The organism is Pseudomonas lalkuanensis, assembly GCF_008807375.1.
Classification (GTDB): Bacteria; Pseudomonadota; Gammaproteobacteria; order Pseudomonadales; family Pseudomonadaceae; genus Metapseudomonas; species Metapseudomonas lalkuanensis.
Window position 1 is genome coordinate 3,597,045 of sequence record NZ_CP043311.1, and the last position, 20,048, is coordinate 3,617,092.

Consider the following 20,048-nt stretch of genomic DNA (forward strand, 5'->3'; position numbering starts at 1 on the left):
CCCGCGCCCGATTCAGCTTCAGGACATCCGCCATGGCCAATCCCTACCTCGACCACCACATAGCCCTGCTCGCCCACCTGCGCAGCATCCTGGTCGCCCTGGGCGAGGCCGAACAGGTTCCGGAGGAAAACCACGCCCTCTTCGTCGAGCGCTTCGACGAACTGATGAGCGAGCTGCCGCGTGACCCGGAAGGCAGCCAGTACCTGGGCCAGGACCTGATCAGCCAGGTATTCCATCGCTATCCGCAGATCGCCCACCTGGTGCCGCGCGACCTGCTCTGGTTCTTCGGTGGCGACTGCCTGCACTTCATGCCCGATGAAGAGATCGACCTGTACCAGCGTCTCGACGAGCGCCGCTACGAGGCCGAACAGAACGACGAGCCCTTCGACTGGAACCAGGAGAAGCAGTTGCTCGCCTTGCCGGAAGACGGTAACAAGCACTGAGCCCTCCGGGGCGGCGCCCGTGCCGCCCCTTGCCGCCCTTCTCCCCCGCACCGCCATCCATCGCCCACTGCCGTTCGCCAATTGCAGCACGGTGCCAGCCTCTGCCATCATTGCGAATAATTCTTAAACACTCTTCCCAGTTATTCTCAATGAGGTCAGCGTGTCGGCCGGCGATCCCGCGAACCCGCATCTGGTAGGGCTGCTTTACCGAGACCATCGTGATTGGCTGTTCAGCTGGCTGCGCAGGACGGTGCAGTGCCCCCACCGTGCCGAGGACGTCAGCCAGGACACTTTCCTGCGCCTGCTCTCCCGCGCCGACCTGCAACCGCCCCACGAGCCTCGCGCCCTGCTGGCGACCATCGCCCGCGGCCTGTTGGTGGACCAGTTCCGCCGCAATGACCTGGAACGCGCCTACCTGGAAGAGCTGGCCCGGGCGCCCCAGGACCTCCACCCAAGCCCGGAAGAACAGGCGCTGATCCTGGAATGCCTGCGGGAGATCGATCGCCTGCTGGGCCAGTTGTCCAGCAAGGCGCGCGCCGCCTTCCTCTACAACCGCCTGGACGGCCTTGGCCATGCCGAAATCGCCGAGCGCCTAGGGGTTTCCACCTCGCGGGTGCGCCAGTACCTGGCCCAGGGCATGCGCCAGTGCTACATCGCCCTCTATGGAGAACCGACATGAGCCGGGTATCCGCGCGCGCCCTGGACGAAGCCATCGCCTGGCAGCTGTGCCTGGACTCAGGCGAGGCCACCGAGCAGGAACGCCACGAATTCCGCCGCTGGCTGGGAGCGCACCCGGAACACGCGCAGGTCTGGCAGCAACTGGCGGGCATCGACCAGCACCTCTCAGCTGCCGCTCCCGGCCATGCCCGTCGCGCCTTGTTGCGCGGCGGCGGCCTTCGTCGGCGCAGCCTTCACCGTGTCGCCGGCAACCCCCTCGCGCTGGTACTGGCGGTGGGCCTGGGACTCGGCCTGCTCGCACAGCAGCGCCCCCTCGGTGATTACCTGGCCGATGAAATGACCACCGGCGGCGAACACCGCGAACTGCGCCTGGCGGACAACACCGTCGTCCAGCTCAACAGCCGCACGGCGCTGGATATCGACTTCGACGGTCCGCAACGCCGGCTCTACTTGCGCAGCGGCGAAATCCTGGTGAAGACCGGCCACGCCGATTCGCGTCCATTCTTCGTCTATACCGACCAGGGTCGACTGCAGCCGCTGGGCACCCGCTTCCTGGTTCGCCGCGAGGGCGATGCGACCCGCCTGATCGTGCTCGAATCGGCGGTCGCCGCCGAGCCGCGCAGCGCGTCCGGCGAGCGCATCATCCAGGCCGGCGAACAGGTACGCATCGACCGACAGCACCTCGGCCCCACCCAAGCCGCGCCGGTCGGTGCCGAAGCCTGGAGCCACGACATGCTGGTGGCCGACGACATGCCGCTGGCGGAGCTGATCGACAGCCTGGGCGAATACCGCAGCGGCTACCTGGGCCTGGACCCGGCCCTGGCCAACCTGCGCATCAGCGGCGTGTTCCCGCTGAACGACAGCGACAAGGCCCTGGCCGCCCTGCCCCCCAGCCTGCCGGTGCGCATCGAGCGTTTCAGCGACTGGTGGGTGCGCGTGGTACCGGCCAGGGACTAGACCCGGGCGCAGCCCATCGGTCCAGCGATGGGCTGCGCGCCTCTACCCACGCCGCGAGAACCCTCGAGCACAACGACGATAACCGCCGAAAGGGTCGATTCGCCCCACACAGAATGAGTCCAGGGACGGGCTAGAAAAAATTTTCTCCGTCCCCCTGTCACTTTTCGATTCTGGCTCGGCAAGAAGGCATTGAGACGATTTCTCACTTAGGAGAGTTTCGCAATGCACCCTGCTTCCGCCCCGTTCCGACGCCCCCTGCTGGCGCTGGCCGTCACCCTTGGCGGCCTGTCCACCCAGGCACTGGCCGAGCCCTACCAGCTACCGTCCGCCTCGCTGGCCAGCACCCTGAATCGCATCGCCGCGGATGCAGGCATCGTCATCAGCGTCGACCCTGCCCTGACCGCCGGCAGGACCGCGCCTGCCGTGCAGGGTGAACTCACCCCGCTGCAGGCACTGTCCCAGGCCCTGCAGGGCAGCAATCTGCGCCTGGTGCAGAACGGCACCGACAGCTACAGCCTGGCGCCCGTGGCCGACGAGGTGATGAACCTGCCGGACGTTAACATCGACGGCAGCCGCAACTACGAAACCGCCTGGGGCCCCACCACCGGCATGGTCGCCACCCGCACCGCCGCCGGCACCAGGACCGACACCGCGATCAACGAGATTCCCCGTTCCATCTCCGTGATCACCCGTGAACAGCTGGATTCCCGCCCCACCCTCAACCTCAACGACTCGCTGCGCTACACCGCCGGCGTGATGAGCAGCGGCTACGGCTCCGACTCCCGCGCCGACTGGCTGAAGGTGCGGGGTTTCGTGCCGACCCAGTTCCTCGATGGCCTGCCGCTGCCAGTCGGTTCCTTCGCCAACCCGAAGATCGAGCCCTGGAACCTGGAGCGCATCGCCGTGCTGCGTGGCCCGGCCTCTTCCGTCTACGGCCAGACGCCGCCCGGCGGCCTGCTGGACATGGTCAGCCGTCGCCCCCGGGAGGAGCAGGCCAATGAGGTGGAGCTGCAGGCCGGCAGTAACGAACACAAGCAGATCAACTTCGACAGCACGGGCAAGATCGACGACGAGGGCCAGTTCCTCTACCGCGTCAGCGGTACCGTGCGCGACAGCAACACCCCCATCGATCACATCCCGGACAAGCGCTACAACATCGCGCCCAGCCTGACCTGGAACATCAACGAAGACACCCGCCTGACATTCCTCTCCCAGTACACCCGCGACGATACGGGCATCACCGGGCAGTTCCTGCCGCTGCAAGGCACCAAGATCGACTCGCCCTTCGGCGACATCTCCCACCACAAGAACCTGGGCGAGCCGGACTGGGACTTCTACGACCGCACCTACTACGCGCTGGGCTACTCCTTCGAGCACCGCTTCAACGATGTCTGGCAGTTCCGCCAGAACCTGCGCTACACCAAGAGCGACCTGGAATTCCAGGCGGTGAACGTGGCCACCTTCAACAGCATCGACGCCAACGGCAACGTCAACCGCGAGTCCGGCATCGTCGACGAAGACATAAGCCAGTTCGCCGTGGACAACAACTTCCAGGCCGACTTCAGCACCGGCGAGCTGGACCACACCCTGCTGCTGGGCCTCGACCATCAGCGCGCCAATACCAACTACCGCTGGCTCTACGGCATGGGCGTACCGCCGATCAACGTGAACAACCCGATCTACGGGGCGGACATGTCCGGTGTCACCTACTTCACCATGCAGGACTTCAACCAGAAGACCTACCAGACCGGCCTCTACATCCAGGACCAGATCGCCCTCGACAACTGGCGCCTGACCCTCGGCGGCCGCGAGGACTGGGTGCACACCGGCACCGAGTTCTTCAACAAGAACGATGCCACCAATACCCAGCGCGACGCTGCCTTCAGCGGCAACGTGGGCCTGAGCTACCTGTTCGACAACGGCATCACCCCGTATTTCTCCTACGCCGAGTCCTTCCAGCCGGCCATGGGCGCCAACGTCGACAGCACCGTCTCCTTCGAACCCACCGAGGGCAGGCAGTACGAAGTCGGCATCAAGTACCAGCCGCCCGGCACCGACGCCATGCTGACCGCCGCGGTCTACGACCTGAACCAGACCAACGTCAGCGTCACCGAAGGCAGCGTGACCCGCCAGATCGGCGAGCTGGAGATTCGCGGCCTGGAGCTGGAAGCCATCGCCGACGTCACCGAGAACCTCAAGCTGGTGGCCTCCTACAGCTATACCGACAGCGAAATCCAGAAAGGCCCGGACAAGGGCAATCGCATGGCCCAGGTGCCGCGCAACCAGGCCACCGCCTGGGCCGACTACACCTGGCACAGCGGCGCCCTCGACGGCTTCGGCGTGGCCGCTGGCGTGCGCTACGTCGGCGACAGCTATGGCAACACCGCCAATACCTGGCTGGGCCACACCGGCTCCTACACCGTCTACGACGCCTCCGTGCACTACGACCTGGGCCGCCTGGACAGCTCGCTGCGCGGTGTTTCCGTCGCGGTGGACGCGAAGAACGTGTTCAACAAGGAGTACCTGTCCACGTGCGACGGCTACTGGTGCTACTACGGTGACGAACGCACCGTGGTCGGCAGCGTGAACTACAAGTTCTGAGCCTCGCGCGATCGTGAACAAGGGCTGCCCCGGCGGGCAGCCCACGCAACAGGGATTCACCATGCAAAGCAGCACCATCCGCCGCTGGTCCGGCGTCCATACCTGGACCAGCCTGATCTGCACCCTCTTCCTGCTGATGCTCGCCCTTACCGGGTTGCCGCTGATCTTCCACCACGAGTTGGAACACCTGCTGGGTGAAGCGCCCGAGCTGCGCGAGATGGCACCGGACACACCGCACCCGGGCCTGCAGCAACTGGTGGAGGCCGCCCAACGCCACCGCCCCGGCGAGATGGTCCAGTACCTGGGTTTTGAGAAGGACGAGCCCAACGGCGTGGTTGCGATCACCGCCGCCACCGCCGGCACCGAACCCAACTCATCCCACACCTTCATGCTCGACGCCCGCACCGGTGAGCCCGTGGCCATGCCGGCTGCCAACGGTGGCGTGCTGATGTTCATCCTGCGCCTGCACGTCGACCTGTTCGCCGGAATGCCCGGCAAGCTGCTGCTGGCCTTCATGGGCGTGCTCTTCGTGGTCGCCGTCGTTTCCGGCGTGGTGCTCTACTCACCCTTCATGCGCCGCCTGAAGTTCGCGGAAGTGCGGCACCAGCGCGCCACCCGCACGCGCTGGCTGGACCTGCACAACCTGATCGGCATCGTCACCCTGACCTGGGCGCTGGTGGTGGGCATCACCGGCGTCGTCAGCGCCTGTGCCGACCTGCTGATCAGCGCCTGGCGCCAGGACGCCCTCAGCGCCCTGGTGGAGCCCTACCGCAATGCGCCGCAGCTCACCGAGCGCGCGCCGGCGGACAACGTCCTGAAGATCGCCGCCGAAGCCCTGCCCGGCATGCAGGCGGATTTCATCGCCTTCCCCGGCACCCGCTTCTCCAGCGAGCATCACTACACGGTGTTCATGGTCGGCAGCAGGCACCTCACCGCCCACCTGTGGACGCCGGTGCTGATCGATGCCCGCACCCTGGAGGTCACCGCCGTGGCGCAGCGTCCCTGGTACATGGACGCCCTGGCGATGTCGCAGCCGCTGCACTTCGGCGACTATGGTGGCCGTCCCATGCAATTGCTCTGGGCCGCGCTGGATATCCTCACCATCATCGTGCTCGCCAGCGGCCTGTACCTCTGGTGGGTACGACAGCGCCGCAGCGCCGGGCAGCGCTCGACCGAAGAGGTTGCGGCATGAACTGGCGGCAATCCACCTTTGTCCTGCCCACGGTCATCGGCCTACTCTGCTCCCTGGGCCTGTTCAGCGCCCTGCTGGGCGACGGCTGGTGGGATGCCCTGTCCTGGCTCGGCCTGGGCGTACCCGCCGCGCTCGGCACCTGGCCGCTGCTGCGCCGACCGCGCGAGTAGGCTGTCTCGCTCGCGCTACCCGGCCTGAGGTGATTCGAGGGATGCAAAAAAAGCCCGCCTGGCATTGCCGGGCGGGCTTTTCTGATGGGGCGCGAATTGCGTTGGGGGTCCCTGAAGGAGGACGCCAGCCAGCGCCTCGAATCAGCCCTGCTTGGACAGTTCGGCGCGTTGTTTTGCAGCCACAGCTTCTTGCTGCTTCTGCTCTTGCATCTGGACTTTCGCCAGACGGGCCTGCCAGCGTGCAGTAGTACGATCGCCACCGCCTGCGGCCATGGCCGAGGTGGCCGAGAGAACGATGGTCAGTGCGGAAGCAAGGGCGATAACAGATTTCATAATCAAACTCCGAACAACAAAAAGGGCAAAACAGAAACGATCAGCGGGAGCCTCCTCGGCCAATACGGGTGACTGGAGGGCTACGAACCAACGATCGGTCTCGGAAACTAGGACCGGCCCACGTGCACTTCGTTCGCTAGCTAACGAAATGCACCACGCCGCAGCCCCTGGAAAAATCCGCACCACCGGGAGCCTAGAGCGGCGCGAACCGCCCGTCGGGCGACCCGCTGAACCCCCTCCGAACAGCCCTTGGGGAAAGCCGTTTCCAGCATCCGGACTCCGCCGAGTTCTCCGAACCGCGAGCACCACGGGAGGCCGACACTTCTGCCAAAATTCACGAATAACCGGGAACCCCGCTTCAAAAGACGGGAACCCTCACTAGACTGCGGGGCACACCAACAAGACTGCCGGAGCAGCCATGAGCCACGACACCCAGGCGTTTCGCGACCGCTATCGCGCGGGCATCCACCCCCTCTACAACGCCTGGGCGCATGGCGGCTTCGTGCTGCTCTACGGCGCCACCTGCCTGGCGTTCTTCATCAGCCACCTGGAACAGGTGGAAGCCTGGGAGTGGCTGGTGGTGCCGGCCGCCCTGGTGTTCTTCAGCTGGGGGGAATACTCCATCCACAAGAACCTGGGCCACCGCAAGACGCGCCTTGGCGGGATGTTCTACAAGCGCCACACCGGCGACCACCACAGCTTCTTCGTCGCCGGGCGAATGACCTGGGAATCGGCCCGGGACTGGCGGGTGATCCTCTTCCCCGCCTGGCTGATCCTGTTCTACAGCGTTGGCCTGTTCGCCGCCTGGTGGCTGCTGTCCCTGATCAACGCCAACGTCGCCGCCCTGTTCTCCGCCACCCTGCTGGCCGGTTACCTGAGCTACGAGGTCTTCCACGCCTGCGAGCACTTGCCAGCCGACCACCCGATCTCGCGCCTGCCCTGGATTCGCCACATGCGCCGGCTGCACGAACTGCACCATCGCCGAGACCTGATGCAGACCCACAACTTCAACCTGGTTTTCCCCCTGATGGACTGGCTCAAGGGGAGCCTGCACTGGGAGCCACTGGAACAGGAGCGCGCCATGACCCGACTGCAGCACGAAGTGGAAATCGACCGCGGCCCCGAGCGGGTCCTGGCTTATGCCGCCACCGTCACCCGCTGGCCGGAGTGGCACCCCTCCTCCCTTCGCGTGGACGGCACCGCCGGACCTCTGCCGGCTGGCAGCCACTTCGAGGAAGACATCCATGCGGGCGGGCGTGCCGGGCACCTGAGCTGGGCGGTGACCGAGTTCAGCCCCGGCCGCCGCTGGCGCGCAACCGCCCGGGGTACCCACGGACTGAATCTGGTGCTGACCTATGAATGCGAAAGCACGGCGAGCGGCACCCGCTTCGTCCGCACCCTGGAGTACGGCTTCTCAGGGCTGGCCATGCGGCTTGCGAACTGGCTGGTGATGCGTGGCAAGATCGACCGCGAATCGGCCGAATCCATGAAGCGACTGAAGGAGATGGCCGAACGCGCCATCGAGAAGGCTCCGGTCCACCAGCTCGATCTGGTCTGAACCCGGAATGCGGAAACGAAAACGCCGCTCGTATGAGCGGCGTTTTCGTTTATTTGGAGCGGGAAACGAGACTCGAACTCGCGACCCCGACCTTGGCAAGGTCGTGCTCTACCAACTGAGCTATTCCCGCGTACAGCATTTACAAAGTGGCGTCCCCTAGGGGACTCGAACCCCTGTTACCGCCGTGAAAGGGCGGTGTCCTAGGCCACTAGACGAAGGGGACTGAAATTGGAGCGGGAAACGAGACTCGAACTCGCGACCCCGACCTTGGCAAGGTCGTGCTCTACCAACTGAGCTATTCCCGCGTGCAACCTTTACAGCCCGCACTCTAGGTGCGCCCAATCCCTTCTCGGGACCGGGTAAGCAAGGCACTGGCCCTGCTTTGAATCTGGAGCGGGAAACGAGACTCGAACTCGCGACCCCGACCTTGGCAAGGTCGTGCTCTACCAACTGAGCTATTCCCGCAATATTGGCGTCCCCTAGGGGACTCGAACCCCTGTTACCGCCGTGAAAGGGCGGTGTCCTAGGCCACTAGACGAAGGGGACGCGGCCCGGAACTTACAACAGCTTTCATGCTTTCTTCCGGCTTCTCAGCGCTGCCTGGGCATCGCGTCGAAGTGGCGCGCATTCTAGGGACGCCTCGAACACCCGTCAACCCCTTATCAAAAACTTTTTAAAATCAATGACTTCTGCTCAAAATTTGATCCACCTCTATGAGCGCGGTAGTCGAGCCTCTACACTCAGCCCATTCTGACAAGAACCTCGGAGCCCTATAGATGTCGCCACTCGTGATCACCCTGTTGATCGTTGTCGGTATCGTCATCCTTATTGTCATTGGCTACGTGAACCACATGGTGGAGAACAGCAAACTGGAGAAGGCCCGACTCAAGGCCGACCTCAGTGACCGCATCCGCCGCTGCGCCGACCTTTCCGAAACCCTCCCCGGCCAGATGGTCTCCCCCGCCCTCAAGCTGCTGCTGACCCGCCTGCAATTGCAGCTCGGCGAACGCCTGCTGCAGGTGGACAAGAATGACAACGCCCTCAAGACCCGCCTCGGGCAGCTCCGCCCGCTGGTTGGCCAGGGCGAATCCATCCCGGTGAACAACCCACCGCAGAAGATCGCCAGCGAAGCCAAGGCCAAGGAAATCCGCTTCCAGCTGGAAAGCCTCCACGGCCAGATCACCCGCGCCGCCCAGGATGGCCTGCTGCCGGCCAACGAGGCCAAGAGCTGGGTGAAGGAAATCCGCGACATGCTGGTCCAGTTGCACGTGGAGTTCTTCACCAACCTCGGCCTGCAGGCCCTGCAGGAAAACCAGCCGCGCCAGGCTCGCCTGGCCTTCGAGCGCGGCGTCCAGTACCTGCAGAAGCAGCCCGACCCCGCCCACTACCAGAATCAGCTGCAACAGCTGAAAGCCCAGCTCGCCCGCGCCAATGCCATGGTGCTGGAAAACGCCCAGCCGAGCGCTGACGAACCGAGCGAGCTGACTGAGGGTCTTAAGTCATTGGAAGACGAAGATACCTGGAAGAAGAAGAACATCTACGACTGATCCGCTCAGACGAGGACCTCCCGATGAGCCTGACCCTCTACGGCGCCCCGCTGTCTCCTTTCGTGCGCAAAGTGCGCCTCTACCTGCTGGAAAAGGGGCTGGACTACCAACTGGAAATCGTCTCGCCCTTCAGCCAGCCGAGCTGGTTCCGCGAGCTGAGCCCCCTGGGCCGCATTCCGGCCCTGCGCGACGGCGATATGACCCTCGCCGACTCCAGCGTGATCTGCCAGTACCTGGAAGAGAAACACCCCCACCTCGCCCCGCTCTATGGCCGTGACGCCGAGGAGCGCGCGCGAGTCCGCTGGCTGGAGAAATATTGCGACTACGAAGTGGCCCCGCTGGCCACCTTCGGCGTGTTCCGCAACCGGACCCTGAAGCCGTCAATGGGCCAATCCTGCGACGAAGCCATCGTCCAGGCAGCCCTGGTGGACAAGCTGCCGCCCCACTTCGACTACCTGGAAAAGACCCTGGGCACCGCCGAGTACTTCGTGGGCGAGCGCCTGACCATCGCCGACCTCGCCTTCACCACCCAGATGATCAACATGGAGCACGGCGGCGAGCGCCTCGATGCCGGGTGCTGGCCGCAGCTGGCGGCCCACTACGCGCGCATGACCGCGCGGGAATCGGCGCAAGCGGTCCTGCCGGGCGAACAGAAGATCCTCGCCAAGCTGGCTGGCCGCGCCTGAGCCTGTAGCTCCTTCAACGCCCTCTAGCAAACCACCTCGCAAGGACGTGGTATCCCAAGCCCAAACGAAAAAGCCCGGATTGATCCGGGCTTTTGCATTACAGCGCGATCAGCAGTCGGTCAGGCGCAGGTAGATCGCCGCCAGCTGCTCGATACCGGCCTGGTCCTCTGCGGTGAAGCGCGCCGGCTTGGGACTGTCCAGGTCGAGCACACCGATCAGTCGGCCGTCCTTCAGCAGCGGCACCACCAGCTCACTGTTGGACGCGCTGTCGCAGGCGATGTGGCCGGGGAAGGCGTGCACGTCTTCCACTCGCTGGGTTTCCCGGGTGCGTGCCGCTGCGCCGCAGACGCCCTTGCTGAAGGGGATGCGAACGCAGGCGACCTTGCCCTGGAACGGGCCGAGTACCAGTTCCTCGTTGCGATTGAGGTAGAACCCGGCCCAGTTCAGGTCCGCCAGCTCGTTGAAAAGAAAGGCGGAAAATTGCGAGCTGTTGGCGATGAAATCGCGCTCATCGGCCAGCAGGGACTCCAGTTGGGCAGCCAGCAGCGCATAACCGGAGAGGCCCGCGCCGGCCTGTTGCAGATCGATCATTTGGAAGACTCCAGTAAAGCGAGCCCGACCCAGTGGCGGGCGAATTGATAGGCGCAACGGCCATTGCGATTGCCGCGGCCAAGGGCCCAGCGAATCGCCAGTATTTCCAGTTCCTCGGTCCACTCCCAGCGCAGGGCTGCCGGCTCGGCCAGGACGCCGATCCAGTGGCGCACCACGGCCAGGAAGTGATCCTGGGTAAAGGGATAGAAGGACAGCCATAGACCGAAGCGGTCGGACAGGGCGATCTTGTCCTCCACCGCCTCGTTGGGATGCAGTTCGCCGTCGACCATCTGCCAGTGCTCGTTGTCGCTCTGTTTCTCCGGCACCAGGTGGCGGCGGTTGGAGGTGGCGTAGAGCAGCACGTTGTCCGGGGCACGTTCCAGGGAGCCATCCAGCACGCTCTTGAGCACGCGATAGTCGCCCTCGCCCGCCTCGAAGGACAGGTCATCGCAGAACAGCACGAAGCGCTGCGGCAGGCCGGCCAGTTGCTCCACCACGCGCGGCAGGTCCGCCAGATGGTCGCGCTCGATCTCGATCAGGCGCAGGCCGGCACCGGCATGCTCGGCCAGCAGCGCGCGGACCAGGGAAGACTTGCCGGTACCCCGGGCGCCCCAGAGCAGCGCATGGTTGGCCGGCAGCCCGTCGACGAACTGGCGGGTGTTGCCAGCCAGCTGCTCGCGCTGCTTGTCGACACCGATCAGGTCGGCGAGGGACAGGTCCAGGCTGACGTCCAGCGGTTGCAGGTATCCGCTGCGGCCATCGCGATGCCAGCGAGCAGCCAGGCTCTTCTGCCAGTCGATTACCGGCCGAGGGACCGGCAACAGGGGTTCGAGACGAGCCAGCACCGCATCGGCGCGCTCGAGAATCTCATACAGGCGGGAATCCACGTTCAACTCCTTCTTCAGCCGCAGCCATCAGGCGCTGCCGGCAGACGGGATAGGCTATGCTTGGCAAGCCCTCGGAACAAGGCCAAATCCCAAGCCCCATGGATATTCCGCTGACACAACGGCTGTCATTCAAGCAGGCCAGCCTCACCGTGCTGGTGGCGTTCCTCCTCGGCACCGTCCTCAGCGTCATCCAGGTCGCCAGCGACTATCTCAACGAAAACGCCTCGATCGACCGCGAGATCAAGGCGCTCCTCGAGATCGCCCACAGCCCGGCTGCGCGCATCGCCTACAACATCGACGCCGAACTGGCCCAGGAACTGGTCCTCGGCCTCTTGCGCTCGCCGGCGGTGATTCGCGCGGAAATCATCGACAACAATGGAGCGGTGCTGGCCAGCGTCAGCCGTCCGCGCACCGAAAGCGACTTCCGCATCTTCAGCGACTACCTGTTCGGCGAGCAGCGCGAGTTCGAGGACCCCCTCTACATCATCCACGCCCCCAACGAAACCCTGGGCGTCCTGCGCCTGGAAGTCGACACCTTCGCCTTCGGCAGCCATTTCCTGCGTCGGGCGATGATCACCCTGCTCAGCGGCTTCGTGCGCAGCCTGCTGCTGTCGCTGATCCTCCTGGTGCTGTTCTACAGCATGCTGACCAAGCCGCTGGTGGAGCTGATCCGCGGCCTCAGCGAGCGCGACCCGCGCGCTTCGCCGGATACCAGGCTGCCCTGCCCGCCCGGCCACGAACAGGACGAGATCGGCGTACTGGTGGAAGTGACGAACCGCCAGCTGGCCAGCCTGGCCACCGAAATGCAGCAACGCCGCGAGGCGGACGAGCGCCTCAACCAGTACCTGGCCGAGCTGGAGAACATCGTGTCGGCGCGCACCGCCGAGCTGAAGGCCGCCAACAGCCGCCTCAGCCGCTACAACCAGGAACTGGAGGTGGCACGCAGCACCGCACTGGAAATGGCCAAGGCCCGCGCCGCCTTCCTCGCCAACATGAGCCACGAGATCCGCACGCCGCTCAACGGCCTGCTGGGGATGCTCGACCTGGCGCTGGACGGGCCGCTGAACAACGAGCAGCGGCGCCAGCTGCAGATCGCCCATGACTCCGGCAGCGTACTGGTGGAGCTGCTCAACGACATCCTCGACCTGTCCAAGTTCGAAGCCGGCCAACTGGAGCTGGAGCAGATCCCCTTCGACCTGGGCACGCTGCTGGAAGACACCGCCAACCTGCTGTCGCAGAACACCGCGCCAGGCGTCGAGCTGACCTGCCTGATCGACCCGAAGCTGCCGTCGCTGGTGGTGGGCGACCCGACGCGGGTGCGCCAGGTGATCAGCAATCTCCTGTCCAATGCCCTCAAGTTCACCCGTTTCGGCCGCGTCGACTTGCGTGCCGCACCCAGCCCAGGCGGCGTGCTGATCACGGTTCGGGACACCGGCATCGGCATTTCCGCCGAAGCCCTGCCCAAACTGTTCCAGCCCTTCTCCCAGGGCAGCGCCGGCATCACCCGGCAATTCGGCGGCACCGGCCTTGGCCTGGCACTGACCCGCCATCTGTGCGAGGCCATGCAGGGCCAGCTGGACGTCAAATCCCAGGAAGGCCTGGGCAGCCTGTTCAGCGCGGAATTGCCGCTGGTGGAGCACAGCCCGGCGGAATCCCTCGCGCCGATGCAGGGCAAGGTCATCGCCCTGTGCGGCGCCAAGAGCGGCCTCGCCGAGATGCTGGGAACCTGGCTGCCGCTGTGGGGGCTGGATTTCGAACGCCGCGACGCGGGCACCGACCTCAGCGGCGCGCACGCCGACCTGTTGATCAGCGACAACCCGGACTGCCTGGAAAATCTGCGGCGCACCGCCCATATGCCCATCCTGCTGGTCACCGGTTACGGCAGCTTCCTGCCGCCACCACGGGCGGCGACCCTGACGCCCCTGCACCAGCTGGCCCGCCCCCTGTCACGGGCGGCGCTGCACCAGGCGCTGCAGCGGGTGCTGCTGAAACTACCGGACGAAACCCCGGCGGCACCGCCGGAAGCGGCCGAACCTCAGCATCGCCATGCGCGGGTGCTGCTGGTGGAAGACAACGCGGTGAACCAGCTGGTGGCCAAGGGCATGCTGGCCAAGCTGGGCTGCGACGTGCTGCTGGCGACTCACGGCGCCGAGGCCCTGAGCCATCTGGAGCAATCGTCCGTCGACCTGGTGTTGATGGACTGCAACATGCCGGTGATGGACGGCTACGAAGCGACCCGGCGCATTCGCCAGAGTGGGCGCTGGCCGGAACTGCCGATCATCGCCCTGACCGCCAATGCCCTGCCGGACGAACGCGAACGCTGCCGCGCCGCCGGCATGGACGACTACCTGGCCAAGCCCTTCCGCCGCGAAGAGCTGGTCGCCTTGCTCGACACCTGGCTGCCGACTACTCAGGCAACCCGATGAGCTGACCCAGCAACTCGCCGAGGCGGGCGCGCAGTTCAGCCATTTCGTTGAGGTCCAGCCCGCTGGCGCAGATCAGCTCGTTGCGCAGCGGCATCACCTTGTCACGCAGAGCCGCGCCCTCTTCCGTCAGCGCCAGGTGCACTTCACGCTCATCGTGGGCCGCGCGCTGGCGGCGCACCAACCCGAGCTGCTCCAGGCGTTTCAGCAACGGCGTGAGGGTGCCCGAATCCAGCAGCAGGCGCTCGCCCAGGGCCTTGACCGTGGGTTGTTCCGGCGCCCGTGCGTGCCACTCCCAGAGCACCAGCATGACCAGGTACTGCGGGTAGGTCAGGCCAAGGGGCTCCAGCAGTGGCCGATAGCCGCGAATCACCGCGCGGGACGCGGCATAGAGCTTGAAACAGAGCTGGTTGTCCAGCAGCAGCTCCGGCTCGATCGATGGCGTGTTCATTTCAGCAGGGCTTCGATCTCGGCGGTGATCTCTTCCGGCTTGGTGGTCGGCGCGAAACGCTTGATGCGCTGGCCGTCATGGCTGATCAGGAACTTGGTGAAGTTCCACTTGATGCCCTGGCTGCCCAGCAAGCCCGGCGCACGCTTCTTCAGCTGCACGTAGAGCGGATGGGCTTGCGCGCCATTGACGTCGATCTTCTTGAACAGCGGGAAGCTGACGCCGAAGTTCAGCTCGCAGAACTCGCTGATGGCGCCTTCGTCACCCGGCTCCTGCTTGCCGAATTGGTTGCACGGGAAGCCCAGCACCACCAGGCCGCGCTCCCTGTATTGCTGCCAGAGTTCTTCCAGGCCCTTGTACTGCGGGGTGAATCCGCATTTGCTGGCGGTGTTGACCACCAGCAGGGCCTTGCCACCGAAGTCCCCGAGGGTCTTCTGCTCGCCTTTGATGGTGGTTACGGGGATATCGAGAATCTTGTCGCTCATGGTCGGAACCTGTTGGATGAAGTGAGTTCCGGAAAAATAGCTCTCAATTAAATTGTGTGCAATTTAAATTCTCCATAAAAAGGCCCGCCTTCTGGCGGGCCTCGGCGAAAGCCGCGCACTTAACGCGGTTCGAGCTTCAGGGACACCGAGTTGATGCAATAACGCAGTCCGGTGGGACGCGGGCCGTCCGGGAAGACATGACCCAGGTGGGAGTCGCAGCGGGCACAGCGCACCTCGATGCGGTGCATGCCGTGACTGAAGTCCTCGCGCTCGGCGATGACCTCCTTGTTCACCGGCTGGAAGTAGCTCGGCCAGCCGCTGCCAGAATCGTACTTGGCATCGGAGTCGAACAGCGCTTCACCGCAACAGGCGCAGTGGTAGATGCCCGGCGTCTTGGTGGCGTAGTACTCGCCGGTGAAGGCGCGCTCGGTGCCGCCCAGACGGCAGACGTGGAACTGGGCATCGGAAAGCTCTTCGCGCCAGCTTTCCAGGGGTTTCTCAAGCTTGTCCATGACAGTCCTCGGCAATGGTAAAAAAGCCCGATCCCGACCTTTTCGGGCCATCGGGCCGCACGTATCATGCGCGATTCATCAGACGCCAGTCTGGCAGTGGCGTTACAGGCTGCCAAGGCGCAACGATCCCCGTCGCCTCGCGCGACCCTTTTCACTCGGGACATCCACGCATCATGCAGGTCAGCAAATCGAACAAGCTCGCCAATGTCTGCTACGACATCCGCGGACCGGTGCTCAAGCACGCCAAACGCCTGGAAGAGGAAGGCCATCGCATCCTCAAGCTGAACATCGGCAATCCGGCACCGTTCGGTTTCGAAGCCCCGGAGGAAATCCTCCAGGACGTGATCCGCAACCTGCCCACAGCCCAGGGCTACAGCGATTCCAAGGGCCTGTTCAGCGCGCGCAAGGCGGTGATGCAGTACTACCAGCAGAAGCAGGTGGAAGGCGTCGGCATCGAGGACATCTACCTCGGCAACGGCGTCTCCGAGCTGATCGTGATGGCCATGCAGGCCCTGCTGAACAACGGCGATGAGGTGCTGATCCCGGCACCGGACTACCCGCTGTGGACCGCTTCCGTGGCCCTGGGTGGCGGCAAGCCGGTGCATTACCTGTGCGACGAACAGGCCGGCTGGTTCCCCGACATTGCCGACATGAAGGCAAAGATCACCCCGAACACCAAGGCCCTGGTGCTGATCAACCCGAACAACCCCACTGGCGCCGTGTATTCGCGCGAAGTGTTGATGGACATCGTCGAACTGGCCCGCCAGCACAACCTGGTGCTCTTCTCCGACGAGATCTACGACAAGATCCTCTACGACGAGGCCCAGCACATCTCCACTGCCTCCCTCGCGCCGGACGTTCTCTGCCTGACCTTCAACGGCCTGTCCAAGTCCTATCGTGTGGCCGGCTTCCGTTCCGGCTGGGTGGCGATTTCCGGTCCCAAGCACAAGGCCCAGAGCTACATCGAAGGCCTGGATATCCTGGCCAACATGCGCCTGTGCGCCAACGTACCCAGCCAGCACGCGATCCAGACCGCGCTCGGCGGCTACCAGAGCATCAACGACCTGGTACTGCCCAACGGCCGCCTGCTGGAACAACGCAACCGCGCCTGGGAATTGCTCAATGACATCCCCGGCGTCAGCTGCGTGAAGCCCATGGGCGCGCTCTACGCCTTCCCGAAGATCGATCCGAAGGTCTGCCCGATCCACAACGACGAGAAGTTCGTCCTCGACCTGCTGCTCTCCGAGAAGCTGCTGATCGTCCAGGGCACCGCCTTCAACTGGCCGTGGCCGGACCACTTCCGCGTGGTCACCCTGCCCCGCGTCGACGACCTCGAGCAGGCCATCGGCCGTATCGGCAGCTTCCTCAAGTCGTATCGCCAGTAACGCCCCATGGACCTGCAGATCGACGACTTCTACAAGGACTGCGCCACTGGCCTGCTACAGCTGTATCAGGCCTTTCCGAGGCGGGTCGCGCTCTATGTGGAAGACCTGATCGGTCCGTCCGAACCGGATGAGTTCGGCCTGCCCAGCAAGCGCCACGAAAGCTGCCTGGGCGCGCTGCTCTGGCTTGCCGACGAGGGCTACCTGCGTTTCGACAGCACCATCCATTTCGAAGCGCTGGACCAGGCGACCCTCACCGAGAAGGGTTTCCTGCGGATGTCCCGCGCGCTGCCTGGCGCGCTGACCAACCCCGAAAATCTGCCACCCAGCATCCTGCGGGTCCGCGCCAGCCTTGCGCAGCAACTGCGCGAGGCCCTGCGCGGAGCCGACAGCGAACGCCTCGTACGCCTGACTCGGCTAATCTTCGAGAGCAGTGCGGACGCCATGGGCGACATAGTTTGAAATAGTCCCTGGTTGAATACGCCAGGGCCGCCCCTTATATACCCCCGCATACGAAACCGCTTTCCGCCGTGAGGAGACTGTTCCAATCATGATGCGCATTCTGTTGTTCCTGGCCACAAACCTTGCAGTCCTGGTGATTGCCAGCATCACCCTGAAACTGCTGGGCGTAGACCGGTTCACCGGCCAGAACTACGGCAGCCTGCTGGTCTACTGCGCCGTGTTCGGCTTCGCCGGCTCGCTGATCTCGCTGTTCATCTCCAAGTGGATGGCGAAAATGAGCACCGGTACCGAGATCATCACCCAACCCCGCACCCGCCATGAGCAGTGGCTGCTGCAGACCGTCGAGCAACTGTCCCGCGAAGCCGGCATCAAGATGCCGGAAGTGGGCATCTTCCCGGCCTACGAAGCGAACGCCTTCGCCACCGGCTGGAACCGGAACGACGCACTGGTGGCCGTGAGCCAGGGCCTGCTGGAGCGCTTCTCCCCCGATGAAGTGAAAGCCGTGCTGGCCCACGAGATCGGTCACGTGGCCAATGGCGACATGGTCACCCTGTCGCTGATCCAGGGCGTGGTGAACACCTTCGTGATGTTCTTCGCGCGCATCTTCGGCAACTTCGTCGACAAGGTGATCCTGAAGAACGAAGAAGGCCCCGGCATCGGCTACTTCGTCGCGACCATCTTCGCCGAACTGGTCCTGGGCATCCTCGCCAGCATCATCGTCATGTGGTTCTCGCGCCGCCGCGAATACCGCGCCGACGAAGCCGGCGCCAACCTAGCCGGCACCAACGCCATGATCGGCGCCCTGCAGCGCCTGCGTGCCGAGCAAGGCGTACCGGTGCAGATGCCCGACAGCCTGACCGCCTTCGGCATCAACGGCGGCCTGAAGCACGGCCTCGCCGGCCTGCTGATGAGCCACCCGCCGCTGGAAGACCGCATCGAGGCCCTGCGCCGCCGCGGCTGAAACGAATCACACTGACTTGGGCGGCCAACTGGCCGCCTTTTTTTGCCTGCTCCGGACCGCAGGTTGTGGCTGAGTTCAGCGCAGACCTACGTGGCAGACCTGCGTGTCGCGGCTATCGGCGGGTCAGGCGGAACACCGGCTCGTGCAGGCTATCCAGCCCGCGGGAGGCGAACTTCCAGTTCTTCTCCAGAACGTCATTGCGCTCCAGCATCTCCACCTCCCAGCCGGCTTCCAGGTGCCTGCGCACCTCGGCCTCCGGCACTGAGAAAGGCGGCCCTTGCAGGCGCGCCTGCTCGTAGTCCAGGGTGACCAGCAAGCCATTGCAACGGGCCGGCAGAATGCGCTGCAGGTGCGCGACGTAGTCATCACGCATGACCGGCGGCAGGGCGATCAGCGCGGCGCGATCATAGAGCGCCTGGCACTGCGCAACATCCGCCGCAGTGACGGCGAAGAAATCGCCCTGGAGAATTTCGATGGCACCCGCGCTATAGCGGCGCAGCACACCCTGCTGCGTCACTTCGGGCGTCAGCCCCTGTTCGGCGAAGAAATCCACCACGGCGCGTTCGGCCAGCTCCACGCCCAGAATCCGGTGCCCCTGCCCCGCCAGCCAGGCCATATCCAGGGTCTTGCCACAGAGCGGCACCAGTACCTGGCAGCCACGGGGCAGCGACAGTTGTGGCCAGTAGCGCTCCAGATAGGGGTTTACATCGCGCTGGTGGAATCCAATCTGATTCTCCGCCCAGCGCGACTGCCAGAATTGCTCGTCCATGACGCCTCCATGAATTCGATCAAATAGCTCAAATATTTATGCTGGAAATCGATATATCCAGCCAGGATGATGCCGGAATCCTACCGGAGGAATTCCGAAATGCTACCCAGCCTCTACATCTCCCACGGCTCTCCCATGCTCGCCCTGGAGCCCGGCGAAAGCGGTCCGGCGCTAAAGGCCCTGGCCGACTCCCTGCCGCGCCCCAAGGCGATCCTGGTCGTCTCTGCCCACTGGGAGAGCAACCAGCTGCTGCTCAGCGGCAACCCGCTTCCGGAAACCTGGCACGACTTCTACGGCTTCCCGCCGCCGCTCTACGCCGTGCAATACCCGGCAGCCGGCGCACCGCAGCTGGCCGAGGAAATCGCCGACCTGCTCACCGAAGCCGGCTTTCCCGCCGGGGTCGACCCGCAACGCCCATTCGACCATGGCACCTGGGTACCGTTGACACTGATGTACCCCGAGGCCGATATCCCGGTGGTCCAGCTGTCGCTGCCCACCCGCCTCGGCCCTGCGTTCCAGACCCGCATCGGCAAAGCCCTGGCGAGCCTGCGGGAACGTGACATCCTGCTGATCGGCTCAGGCAGCATCACCCACAACCTGGGTGAACTGGACTGGCACGCCGGCCCCGAGGTGGTCACCCCCTGGGCCAGGGAATTCCGCGACTGGATGGTGAAGCGCCTGGAAGCCGACGACGAGGCCGCCCTGCACGACTACCGCAGCCTCGCGCCCCACGCCGCGCGCAACCATCCACGGGACGAGCATCTGCTGCCGCTCTACTTCGCCCGTGGCGCCGGCAACCGCTTCGGCCTGGTGCACAGCGGTTTCACCCTGGGGGCGCTGGGGATGGATATCTACCGCTTCGACTAACGGCTTAACTTTATGGGAGTGAATTCATTCGCGAATGAATTCGCTCCCGCAGGATTGACCGCCACTCCGCCCGCCAGACAAAAAAAAGCCCCGCAA

The 20,048-nt window shown here is 64.7% G+C and carries 21 protein-coding genes and 5 tRNA genes; 14 read left to right on the top strand and 12 right to left on the bottom strand.

Annotated features, from left to right (window positions below; all coding sequences use genetic code 11):
• The first annotated feature begins 32 nt into the window (after positions 1-32).
• The 6 genes from FXN65_RS16735 to FXN65_RS27940 all read left to right on the top strand — a co-directional run bounded on the left by FXN65_RS16735 (position 33) and on the right by FXN65_RS27940 (position 6,041).
• Positions 33-443, top strand: coding sequence for a PA2817 family protein (locus FXN65_RS16735; protein WP_151134495.1), 411 nt, complete (start codon positions 33-35; stop codon positions 441-443).
• A gap of 160 nt (positions 444-603) precedes the next feature.
• Positions 604-1,122, top strand: coding sequence for an RNA polymerase sigma factor (locus tag FXN65_RS16740; protein ID WP_151134497.1), 519 nt, complete (start codon positions 604-606; stop codon positions 1,120-1,122).
• Positions 1,119-2,078 (top strand): FecR domain-containing protein, encoded by a 960-nt coding sequence (locus FXN65_RS16745; RefSeq protein ID WP_151134499.1) that lies wholly within the window; start codon positions 1,119-1,121, stop codon positions 2,076-2,078. Before FXN65_RS16740 ends, FXN65_RS16745 begins: the two co-directional genes overlap by 4 nt.
• Positions 2,079-2,300: 222 nt before the next feature.
• Complete coding sequence (locus FXN65_RS16750; RefSeq protein ID WP_151134501.1) at positions 2,301-4,679, top strand: TonB-dependent siderophore receptor; 2,379 nt, start codon at positions 2,301-2,303, stop codon at positions 4,677-4,679.
• A gap of 61 nt (positions 4,680-4,740) precedes the next feature.
• Positions 4,741-5,871, top strand: coding sequence for a PepSY-associated TM helix domain-containing protein (locus FXN65_RS16755; protein WP_151134503.1), 1,131 nt, complete (start codon positions 4,741-4,743; stop codon positions 5,869-5,871).
• On the top strand, positions 5,868-6,041 hold the full coding sequence (locus tag FXN65_RS27940) for a hypothetical protein (protein ID WP_178119347.1): 174 nt from the start codon (positions 5,868-5,870) through the stop codon (positions 6,039-6,041). Before FXN65_RS16755 ends, FXN65_RS27940 begins: the two co-directional genes overlap by 4 nt.
• A 141-nt stretch (positions 6,042-6,182) precedes the next feature.
• On the opposite strand, the gene FXN65_RS16760 is transcribed toward FXN65_RS27940, so the two are convergent.
• Entirely contained in the window at positions 6,183-6,374 is a 192-nt protein-coding gene (locus FXN65_RS16760) for a hypothetical protein (protein ID WP_151134505.1), read from the bottom strand.
• 418 nt (positions 6,375-6,792) lie between these two features.
• On the opposite strand from FXN65_RS16760, the gene FXN65_RS16765 reads away from it, so the two are divergent.
• On the top strand, positions 6,793-7,932 hold the full coding sequence (locus FXN65_RS16765; RefSeq protein WP_151134507.1) for an SRPBCC family protein: 1,140 nt from the start codon (positions 6,793-6,795) through the stop codon (positions 7,930-7,932).
• A gap of 54 nt (positions 7,933-7,986) precedes the next feature.
• On the opposite strand, the gene FXN65_RS16770 is transcribed toward FXN65_RS16765, so the two are convergent.
• The 5 genes from FXN65_RS16770 to FXN65_RS16790 form a co-directional block, all read right to left on the bottom strand.
• Positions 7,987-8,062: transfer RNA gene (locus FXN65_RS16770), tRNA-Gly, on the bottom strand.
• 17 nt (positions 8,063-8,079) lie between these two features.
• Positions 8,080-8,155 (bottom strand) — tRNA-Glu (locus FXN65_RS16775).
• Between the two features lie 6 nt (positions 8,156-8,161).
• A tRNA-Gly gene (locus FXN65_RS16780) sits at positions 8,162-8,237 on the bottom strand.
• A gap of 84 nt (positions 8,238-8,321) precedes the next feature.
• A tRNA-Gly gene (locus FXN65_RS16785) sits at positions 8,322-8,397 on the bottom strand.
• 5 nt (positions 8,398-8,402) lie between these two features.
• Positions 8,403-8,478, bottom strand: a tRNA-Glu gene (locus FXN65_RS16790).
• Positions 8,479-8,708: 230 nt separating this feature from the next.
• Between FXN65_RS16790 and FXN65_RS16795 the strand changes: the two genes are divergently transcribed.
• Positions 8,709-9,479: a hypothetical protein gene (locus FXN65_RS16795; protein WP_151134509.1), complete on the top strand. Its 771-nt coding sequence runs from the start codon at positions 8,709-8,711 to the stop codon at positions 9,477-9,479.
• 23 nt (positions 9,480-9,502) lie between these two features.
• Entirely contained in the window at positions 9,503-10,165 is a 663-nt protein-coding gene (locus tag FXN65_RS16800) for a glutathione S-transferase family protein (RefSeq protein WP_151134511.1), read from the top strand.
• Between the two features lie 108 nt (positions 10,166-10,273).
• On the opposite strand, the gene FXN65_RS16805 is transcribed toward FXN65_RS16800, so the two are convergent.
• Together FXN65_RS16805 and FXN65_RS16810 are read right to left on the bottom strand one after the other, a co-directional pair.
• Positions 10,274-10,756: a GAF domain-containing protein gene (locus tag FXN65_RS16805; protein ID WP_151134513.1), complete on the bottom strand. Its 483-nt coding sequence runs from the start codon at positions 10,754-10,756 to the stop codon at positions 10,274-10,276.
• Positions 10,753-11,643 (bottom strand): ATP-binding protein, encoded by an 891-nt coding sequence (locus tag FXN65_RS16810; RefSeq protein WP_151134515.1) that lies wholly within the window; start codon positions 11,641-11,643, stop codon positions 10,753-10,755. Before FXN65_RS16810 ends, FXN65_RS16805 begins: the two co-directional genes overlap by 4 nt.
• A gap of 56 nt (positions 11,644-11,699) precedes the next feature.
• Between FXN65_RS16810 and FXN65_RS16815 the strand changes: the two genes are divergently transcribed.
• Complete coding sequence (locus FXN65_RS16815; RefSeq protein WP_212632315.1) at positions 11,700-14,069, top strand: response regulator; 2,370 nt, start codon at positions 11,700-11,702, stop codon at positions 14,067-14,069.
• On the opposite strand, the gene FXN65_RS16820 is transcribed toward FXN65_RS16815, so the two are convergent.
• From FXN65_RS16820 to msrB, 3 genes are all read right to left on the bottom strand, one after another.
• Positions 14,050-14,517 carry a MarR family winged helix-turn-helix transcriptional regulator gene (locus FXN65_RS16820; RefSeq protein WP_151134519.1) on the bottom strand — a complete coding sequence of 156 codons (468 nt, stop codon included), beginning with the start codon at positions 14,515-14,517 and terminating at the stop codon, positions 14,050-14,052. The genes FXN65_RS16815 and FXN65_RS16820 overlap by 20 nt on opposite strands.
• Positions 14,514-14,999 carry a glutathione peroxidase gene (locus tag FXN65_RS16825; RefSeq protein ID WP_151134521.1) on the bottom strand — a complete coding sequence of 162 codons (486 nt, stop codon included), beginning with the start codon at positions 14,997-14,999 and terminating at the stop codon, positions 14,514-14,516. Before FXN65_RS16825 ends, FXN65_RS16820 begins: the two co-directional genes overlap by 4 nt.
• A gap of 119 nt (positions 15,000-15,118) precedes the next feature.
• Positions 15,119-15,511, bottom strand: coding sequence for a peptide-methionine (R)-S-oxide reductase MsrB (gene msrB, locus FXN65_RS16830; RefSeq protein WP_151134523.1), 393 nt, complete (start codon positions 15,509-15,511; stop codon positions 15,119-15,121).
• Between the two features lie 173 nt (positions 15,512-15,684).
• On the opposite strand from msrB, the gene FXN65_RS16835 reads away from it, so the two are divergent.
• The 3 genes from FXN65_RS16835 (at position 15,685) to htpX (ending at position 18,316) form a co-directional block, all read left to right on the top strand.
• Complete coding sequence (locus FXN65_RS16835; RefSeq protein ID WP_151134525.1) at positions 15,685-16,896, top strand: pyridoxal phosphate-dependent aminotransferase; 1,212 nt, start codon at positions 15,685-15,687, stop codon at positions 16,894-16,896.
• A gap of 6 nt (positions 16,897-16,902) precedes the next feature.
• Positions 16,903-17,355 carry a hypothetical protein gene (locus FXN65_RS16840; protein ID WP_151134526.1) on the top strand — a complete coding sequence of 151 codons (453 nt, stop codon included), beginning with the start codon at positions 16,903-16,905 and terminating at the stop codon, positions 17,353-17,355.
• An 88-nt stretch (positions 17,356-17,443) separates the two neighbouring features.
• Entirely contained in the window at positions 17,444-18,316 is an 873-nt protein-coding gene (htpX, locus tag FXN65_RS16845; protein WP_151134528.1) for a protease HtpX, read from the top strand.
• 112 nt (positions 18,317-18,428) lie between these two features.
• Here htpX and FXN65_RS16850 read toward each other — a convergent pair whose 3' ends face one another.
• Positions 18,429-19,085, bottom strand: a complete 657-nt coding sequence (locus FXN65_RS16850; RefSeq protein ID WP_151134530.1) for a thiopurine S-methyltransferase — start codon at positions 19,083-19,085, stop codon at positions 18,429-18,431.
• Positions 19,086-19,184: 99 nt separating this feature from the next.
• Here FXN65_RS16850 and FXN65_RS16855 point away from each other — a divergent pair, with 99 nt between their 5' ends.
• A complete protein-coding gene (locus tag FXN65_RS16855; RefSeq protein ID WP_151134532.1) occupies positions 19,185-19,952 on the top strand; it encodes a DODA-type extradiol aromatic ring-opening family dioxygenase in 768 nt (255 codons plus the stop codon).
• The last annotated feature ends 96 nt before the right edge of the window (positions 19,953-20,048 follow it).